Raw genomic sequence first — 7,945 nt, 5'->3', positions numbered from 1 at the left:
CGGGGAAAGGAGCACCGGCGGTGTACATCTGGGCGCGCACATAGGCACCCACGACGCGCACGGGGTCGACAGGCATGACGGAACTCTCTGTCTCTCTGTTCTCGTACTGCGGGTGTGCGGGTGAAGAGGGCGAACGGCGCGCGGCCCCGGGAGGGGGCGGCACGCCCTGCGCCCTCAGCAGCGCAGTACGGTGTGACCCGCGCGTGCGGCGCACGCCGGAGCGGCGTCGGCGCGGGGAGCGGTCAGCGGCGCGCGGAGACATACGGCCGGGTCGGCCGGCCGGAACAGAGGAAGGGCACGCCTCCTGGGGTGATGGCCTTCCCGCACGGCACCCCCGGCGAGGGGCAGTGCGGCGGTGACGCAGTCGTCGGACGCGGTGAACTCCAGCGAGACGGTGCTCTCTTCGCGGTCGTCGTCGTACGCCGCGGCCGTGACGCAGCCGCCCGAGAGAAGCAGCAGCAGCGAGACCAGCACGGCGACCGCGCCGTGGAACACGGACCGCGGAGGAGTGGGGCACCGGGCTGGCATGCACTCAGCGTAAAATTGCCATTACTTTGCGCGCATTCCCGCGTTCGGGTGATTTTTCCTGAACGGGTGGAAGGCGGTGGGTGGGAGTCACGGCCCGGCTTCGCGCGCCGTCATGCGTCATGAGCGCGTCCGGAGCTCCTTGTCCAGCCAGCGCAGCACCAGCGGGTACTCCTCCCGCCACGTCTGGAAGTTGTGCCCGCCCTCGTCGCGGACGAGCTTGTCGACCCGGGCCGGTGGCTTGGCCGCGGCCGCGAACCGCAGGGTCGGCTCGTAGTTCTCCTCACCTTTCTTGCTCGTCGACACCAGCAGGGACACGGGCGGGGACGGCAGATGCTCCAGACGCCACGTGAGGTCGTTCTCGTTCCTGTACGCCTTGCTGCCGCCGTACAGGTCGCCGGTCCCGCCGTCCTGCCGGGCGAAGTAGTCGGCGGACAGTCCGGCCGCCGCGCCGTACCGGGCGGGGTTGGTCATGGCGAGCTTCAGCGCGCAGTAGCCGCCGGTGGAGTTGCCGACGGCGCCCCAGCTGCCCGGGGCGCCGTCCGCCCGGTACCGCTCGGAGACGGCCAGCGGCAGGTCCTGGTTGAAGAACGTCAGCGCCTGCGGACCGCCCGGCACGTCCGTGCAGTTGGTGTCGCGGTCCGCCACGACCGAGGGCCGCACCAGCAGATAGATCGTCGGCCGGATCCGCCCGTCCATGACGGCGGCGGAGGCCGCCTGCGGGATCTTGAGCTGGGTGATGAGGTTCTTCGACACCCCGGGCTGCCCCGTGATGGCCACGACCACGGGGAACGTGTCCTTCGCGTGCTCCTTCCGGAAGTACTGCGGCGGCAGATACGCGTAGCCGTCCATGCCGAGGCCGCTGACGGGGCCGCGGATCTCGATGCGGTCGACCTGGCCCGCCTTCTCGCGCGTGCCCTTGAGGCCGATCGACTCCTGCCCCTTCACGACCAGCGCGGGCGGGCGCTTCCCGCCGTCCGCGCCGGGCCGGAGCGTCTGGCGGCTGGAAGTGTGCCCCAGGAGTTCGTTCCATGTGGAGTAGAAGCCATAGGTGTTGTTGGCGAGCACCAGGAGCACGGCGATGACGCTCGCCTGTGTGACCGCCAGCAGGGCGACGCGCGCGACCCAGGCGAGGGGTCTTCTACGGGCGGCGCGGGGCCATAGCCAGAGGGTGGCGATGGTCGCCGCGGCGGCGGTGAGGACGAGAACGGTCAGGAGCGACTGGGAGGTTAAACCCACGCGGGCATTTTATGCGGTGGCTTGGTGGTGGGGTGGCGCCTACTGGGGTGCGTCTTGCGCTGCGCGCGCGGGTGCGGGACGGTGGCCCGTTGCGCCTACCGGGTTGCCATCCGGGCCCGGTGGGCGGCTGCGGGGCGTCGACGGCTGGTCGCGCAGTTCCCCGCGCCCCTGACGGGGCGCGCCTTCCGCTGCGCCCCGGACCACCGGCCGTAACCGACCACGGGGTCCGGGGCGCAGCCCCGGTGCTAGAGCGTCAGGAGCTTCGCCTCGATGTCCGGGGCCAGTCCCGGTGCCGGGCGGTCCGGGCGTTGGGGGGCCTCGCCGTCCAGGGACTTCAGCCACGCCCACGTGTCGGCCACCGTCTCCTCCGCCGGCCTGCACCGCAGGCCCGCCGCCGCGGCCTTCGCCCCCGCGCCCAGGTGCATCGTGTCGTAGAGCTCGCCGCGCGGTACCCAGACCGGCAGGTCCGTCCACGGCTGCACGCCCGCGGCGAGGATGCGCTCCGGGTCGGTCCAGCGGAGCTCCGCGTCGGAGCCGGTGACCCGTGCGCACGCGTTCAGCAGGGCACCCATCGTCGTGTGCCCCGGCGGGCTGATCAGGTCGTACGGGCCGGAGAGGCCCGCAGCCACCGCGTCCAGGGTCCAGGCCGCGAGGTCGCGTACGTCGATGAACTGGAGCCCCTGCTCGCGCGGGCCGGGGGCGAGGACCGGGCCGCCGCGGGCGACGCGGTTCAGCCACCACGGCAGGCGGCCTATGTTCTCCCAGGGGCCGAGGATCAGCCCGGAGCGCACCAGGAGTGACGCCTCGTCGCCGAACGCGGCGGTCACCGCGAGCTCGCCGCCCCGCTTGTCCTGCGGATAGTCGGTCGCGGGGGCGTCGGGGGACCCCTCCACGAGGGGGTGGCTCTCGTCGCGCCCGGGCGGCGAGGGGTACGCGTACACGGAGCCGGTGGAGATGTAGGCGTACCGCCCCACGCGCCCTGTCAGGGCCCGCGCCGCGTCCCGTACGGCCGTCGGCGCGGCCGACCAGGTGTCCACGACGGCGTCCCACGCGCCGGTGCCCAGGGCCGACAGTCCGCCCGGCGCGACGCGGTCGCCGTGCAACGCCCGCACACCCGCCGGTGGCTCGTGCAGGCCGCGGTGGAATACGGTCACTTCCCAGCCACGTGCCAGTGCCGCGTCCGTCAGGGCTCGTCCCACGAATTCCGTTCCGCCCAGAATCAATAGCCTCATGCCTCAGACCTTGCCCTGTGACAGGTGTTCGGGGAAAGCGTTCCGGCCCCTGACGGGCTGCGCCGAGAGCGGACAGCCCGCGCCCGGTCGGCGCACAGGAAGTGAACAGCCGGTGCACAGCATCGAAGGCGCCGCTCAAGACACCATTCTCCCGCGGAAGTTGAGAGTTCTCCCGAAATTTTGAGGACAACCTTACTTAGAGGGGGGATCGTTGCCTCCGGTTGCTTCCCGTCGCTGGGAGAGATCTTGAAAAGCGGCGCCGTGGAGATCCAAGTGCGGGGGATGTGTCCAGTGATCGACGGATTCGACGGATAAACCGGACGGATGTCATCCGGCCGATCTGCGCGAGCTCCGTTCCTCAAGAGGCCCCTGTGGTGCCGGGCGTGGAGTGCGCGGCGCGTGGCGGTCCACGCCAATGTCGGCACAGGTCACAGTGGTCGAGGCGCCGGAGTCGGAGAGTCCGTTACCCTGCTCGGCTCCCGGCGGCGGTACAGCGGATTCCGGACAGGGCGCGAGGAATTCCGCCCGTGCTACTCGGCAGTGCACCAGCGGGACGTTCGGGCATGGCGCACTATATGGCTGGGCGGTCGAGAGGCGTCGAAGCCTTTCGAGGCCGTGGCACCGCCGTGCCCGGCGCGCCCGCGGAAACCGGCGGAATCCGTCGTACGGCATCTGCTCCGGCCGTACGGCATCGGCAGTGGACACGGGTCCGCGCCGGGTGCAGGAGAAGCGGGCGGTCGGGTAGGGAGGCGCGACCGCGGCGGAGCCGTTCCTTGGGGATCATCCGATGTGCCGTGGCGCCGTGTGACGGTGGCGCGCGCACGCTCATTGCCGGACGGCGGCGCACGGGGTGTGCCGTGCCTGTTCTGGGGGGAGAAAACATGGGTCGTCCGACCCGTTCTGCCGCAGCGTGGGCTGCGGGTGCCCTGCTGGCCGCGGCCGCCCCGATCGCGGGGGCGCAGGCCGCCGACGCGACACCGAGAATCGATCTGCGGGTCCTGGTCGTCGACGACGGCGGGCCCGCCACCGCGGCGATACGCGCCGAACTCGACGACGCGGGAACGCCGTACACGAACGTCGTGCTCTCCGACTCCGGGCGGCCCCGGATCGACGACGCCTTCCTCAGCGACACCGTCGACGGCAGACCCAGAGCCAGGTTCCAGGGTGTGGTGCTGCCCAACGACAGCCCCTTCGGCGCGAGTTCGCCGGAGATGACGGCCCTGGCGAACTACGAGAAACGCTTCGGCATACGCCAGGTCGACGCCTACACCTACGCTCGCCCGGCCGTCGGGCTCAACACCCCGCAGGACTCCGGGTACAGCGGCACCCTCGACGGCAAGACCGCGCAGGTGACCGCCGCCGGGGCCACGGGACCCTTCGGATACCTGAGGGAAAACGTTCCCTTCGAGGACAACGACCCCGATGTGAACGAGAGCTGGGGCTACCTCGCGACCCCGCTCGACAAACAGGCGGACGGCGCCACGTTCACCAGCTACCTCGACGCGCCGGTCCCCGGCGGCACCGGCCGCGGCTCGCTGATCGGCCAGTACAGCCACGACGGCCGCGACGAGCTGGTCGTCACCTTCGTCTACAACCAGTACCAGCAGCAGTTCCGGCTGGTCTCCCGCGGCATCGTCGAGTGGCTCACACAGGGCGTCCACCTCGGCGCCTCCCGCAACTACTTCGCCCTCCACGTCGACGACCTCTTCGCCTCCGACGACCGCTGGGACACCCAGCTCAAGTGCACCCCCGGCGACGTCGACTGCCCCGGCAACCCCACCCCCGACCACCCCTCGCTGCGGATGACCGCCGCCGACGCGCAGTACGCCAAGCAGTGGTCGCAGAGCCACAACCTGCCCATCGACTTCGCCTACAACGGCGTCGGCAGCGAGGAGTACCGCTCGGACCACGGCGGCGCGCCCGACCCGCTCCTGCAGCAGTTCGTCGCCGACCAGAAGTCCTTCCGGTGGATCAACCACACCTACACCCACGCCTTCCTCGGCTGTGAGCAGAACACCACCGTCGTGCCGTGGAAGTGCGCCACCGACCTCTTCGGCAACACCAAGTGGGTCAGTGGCCCCTACATCAACAGCCAGATCGACGACAACCTCACCTGGGGTGCCCGGCAGGGCTTCACCCTCGACCGCGACGAGCTGGTGACCGGCGAGCACTCCGGCCTCAAGACGCTTCCGCAGCAGGACCGGGACAACCCCAACCTCGCCCCCGTGCTGGCGGCCAACGGCGTGCGCTGGATCGGCAGCGACACCTCACGCGAACGGCAGCAGCGCTCCGTCGGCAGCACGCTCACCGTCCCCCGCTACCCGATGAACATCTTCTACAACACCGGCACCGCCGCCGAGGAGACCGACGAGTACAACTGGCTCTACACCAAGAAGGCCGACGGCGGCAGCGGAACCTGCGAGAACTCCACCACGACCACCTGCCTGAAGAGCCCGCTGGACGTGAAGACCGGCTTCACCTCCTACATCACGCCCCTGGAGACGCGGATCGCGCTGAGTCACGTCCTCGCCAACGACCCGCGGCCGCACTTCATGCACCAGTCCAACCTCTCCGAGGAACGCATCGGCTACACGGTCCTGGAGAAGGTCCTCTCCGACTACGCCGGCCTCTACGCCGACAGCACGCCCATCGTCAACCTCCGCATGCGGGACATCGGCACGGAGCTGAGCAAGCGGGCGGCGTGGAAGAAGGCCGTCGACTCCGGGGTCTCCGCCTACCGCATCGGCAACGACGTCACCGTCCTGGCGCCCGTCCCCGTGGAAGCCACCGCCACGTTCCCCGAAGGCACCGTCCAGCTCAAGGGCGGCACCTCCACCGCCTTCGGCACCGCCTACGCCGGTCAGCGCTCCGGCTGGGCCACGCCCGCCCCCGGCCAGACCCGGCTTTCCTTCACCCTGCCCGTCGGCACGGCCACCGTGGCTCCGGCGCACCCCGGCCACGCCGCGCGCGTACCCGCCCCGGCGGTCGCTCCCACCGTCCCGCAGGGCGTCACCCACCCCGTGCCGTACGGGCCGGGGCAGACCGCCCGCCGCTGAAGCACCTGAGCCACCCGGACCACCCGGACCACCCGGACACCCGGACACCCGGGCGAACCGAAGCCCCGTCACCCGCCGCTCATCACCGCAGGCCGCGTCACCCGATGGAGAACCGACTTTCATGCACGGACCGCCCGCCGAAACGGCATTCGACACCCCCTCGGTGACCATGCTCACCGAGGGGACCTACCCGCACAGCCACGGCGGGGTGAGCGTGTGGTGCGACCAACTGGTCCAGGGCATGCCCGACGTCGACTTCCGGATCATCGCGGTGACCGGCACCGGGCGGGAGCCCCTCGCCTGGGAACTCCCGTCCCACGTCCGGAACGTGGCCGCTTGTCCGCTGTGGGGTCCGCCCCCGCCCGGCCGCGCGCCGCGCGGCCGGGCCCTCCGCTCCTTCCTCACCGTCTACGAACAATTCCTGCTGGCACTCCTCGACCCCGCGGAGGAACACCACTTCCCCCGCGCCTTCTACCGGCTCGCCGAGTACGCCGCCACGGGCGTCCTGTCCCCGGCGCTGCGCGCCGAGGCCGCCACCCGCGCCCTCGTCCGCGTATGGAACCGGCCGCACCTCGCCACCGCGGCCGCCCGCCCCACCCTCCGCGACGCCCTGACCGCCACCGACCTGCTGGAGCACGCCCTCCGCCCGCTCGCCGCCGAACCGCCCGCCGAAGGCGTCACCCACGCCGTCAGCGGCGGACTCGCCGCCCTGCCCGGGCTCATCGCCCACCACCGCCACGGCGTCCCCTTCCTCCTCACTGAGCACGGCATCTATCTGCGCGAGCGCTACCTCGGCTTCCGCGCCGAGCCCTACCGCTGGCCCGTCAAGGCCCTGCTGCTCGGCCTGTTCCGGCTGCTGGCGATCGAGAGCTACCGGCGCGCCGCCCTCGTCACCCCCGGCAACCGCTACAACCGGCGCTGGGAGGAGCACGGCGGCACCCCGCCCGACCGCATCCGCACCGTCTACAACGGCGTCGACCCCGCCGCCTTCCCGCCCGCCGGGCCGGAGCCGACGACACCGACGCTCAGCTGGGCCGGGCGCGTCGACCCGATCAAGGGCCTGGAGACCCTGATCCGGGCCTTCGCCCTCGTCCGCGAGGAGATCCCCGAGGCCCGGCTGCGGCTCTTCGGCGGCACCCCTCGCGGCGGCGAGGCCTACCGCACCGCCTGCGAGCGGCTCGCCGCGGAACTCGGCGTCGGCGACGCCGTCGTCTTCGAGGGCCGCGTCGAGGACATCCGCGACGCCTACGCGGCGGGCAACGTCGTGATGCTCTCCAGCATCAGCGAAGGCTTCCCCTTCACCCTCATCGAGGCCATGTCCTGCGGCCGCGCCACCGTCTCCACCGACGTCGGCGGCGTGTGCGAGGCCGTCGGCGACGCCGGGCTCGTCGTCCCGCCCCGCGACCCCCGGAGCATGGCCGAGGCCGCACTCGGACTCCTGCGCGACGACGCGCTGCGCGCCCGCATGGGCGAGGCCGCCCGGCTCCGCGTCATCGAGCAGTTCACCCTCCGCCGGACCATCGACGCCTTCCGCGACATCTACCGCGACCTCGCCGGACTCGGGGCACCCGGCACCGGGCACCTCTGGCGCCACGAGCCGGGAACGGCACAGGAGGCCGCACAGGAGACCGCCGACGAGACCCCCGTCATGGCGATGGCGGCAGGTGATGCCCGATGAGCGGCTTACTGCGTCTCGTACCCGACGAACCCGAGCCCACCCACGACCTCGCGGCCGGTACCGGTATCAGCACCGCCCGGCCCCGCCCCCGGCCGAGCTGGGCCACGGACCCGGTCGACGAACTCGCCCAGGAACTCGCCGAGGTGTGCGCCGTCGCCGTGCACCCCGACGAGATAGCCGCCGTGCTGGAGGCCGACGGCCTCACCGGCGAGCAG

5 protein-coding genes and 1 pseudogene are annotated in these 7,945 nt (G+C 71.8%); 3 read left to right on the top strand and 3 right to left on the bottom strand.

Annotated features, from left to right (window positions below):
• Positions 1–174: 174 nt before the first annotated feature.
• From K6I34_RS26420 to K6I34_RS26410, 3 genes are all read right to left on the bottom strand, one after another.
• A complete protein-coding gene (locus K6I34_RS26420) occupies positions 175–528 on the bottom strand; it encodes a hypothetical protein (RefSeq protein WP_229329261.1) in 354 nt (117 codons plus the stop codon).
• Positions 529–645: 117 nt separating this feature from the next.
• Entirely contained in the window at positions 646–1,764 is a 1,119-nt protein-coding gene (locus K6I34_RS26415; RefSeq protein WP_229329260.1) for an esterase family protein, read from the bottom strand.
• A 245-nt stretch (positions 1,765–2,009) separates the two neighbouring features.
• Positions 2,010–2,996 (bottom strand): NAD-dependent epimerase/dehydratase family protein, encoded by a 987-nt coding sequence (locus tag K6I34_RS26410; RefSeq protein WP_229329258.1) that lies wholly within the window; start codon positions 2,994–2,996, stop codon positions 2,010–2,012.
• A gap of 881 nt (positions 2,997–3,877) precedes the next feature.
• Here K6I34_RS26410 and K6I34_RS26405 point away from each other — a divergent pair.
• The 3 genes and pseudogenes from K6I34_RS26405 to K6I34_RS26395 form a co-directional block, all read left to right on the top strand.
• A complete protein-coding gene (locus K6I34_RS26405) occupies positions 3,878–6,052 on the top strand; it encodes a hypothetical protein (RefSeq protein ID WP_229329256.1) in 2,175 nt (724 codons plus the stop codon).
• A 121-nt stretch (positions 6,053–6,173) separates the two neighbouring features.
• Positions 6,174–7,730, top strand: a complete 1,557-nt coding sequence (gene pelF / locus K6I34_RS26400) for a GT4 family glycosyltransferase PelF (protein WP_229329253.1) — start codon at positions 6,174–6,176, stop codon at positions 7,728–7,730.
• Positions 7,727–7,945 (top strand): annotated as a pseudogene (locus tag K6I34_RS26395) (hypothetical protein); the annotation flags it as partial. The gene pelF and the pseudogene K6I34_RS26395, both read left to right, overlap by 4 nt.

It is taken from the genome of Streptomyces sp. UNOC14_S4 (assembly GCF_020740835.1).
In the GTDB taxonomy this organism is placed as follows: domain Bacteria; phylum Actinomycetota; class Actinomycetes; order Streptomycetales; family Streptomycetaceae; genus Streptomyces.
This window is presented reverse-complemented; position numbering and strand designations above follow the sequence as displayed.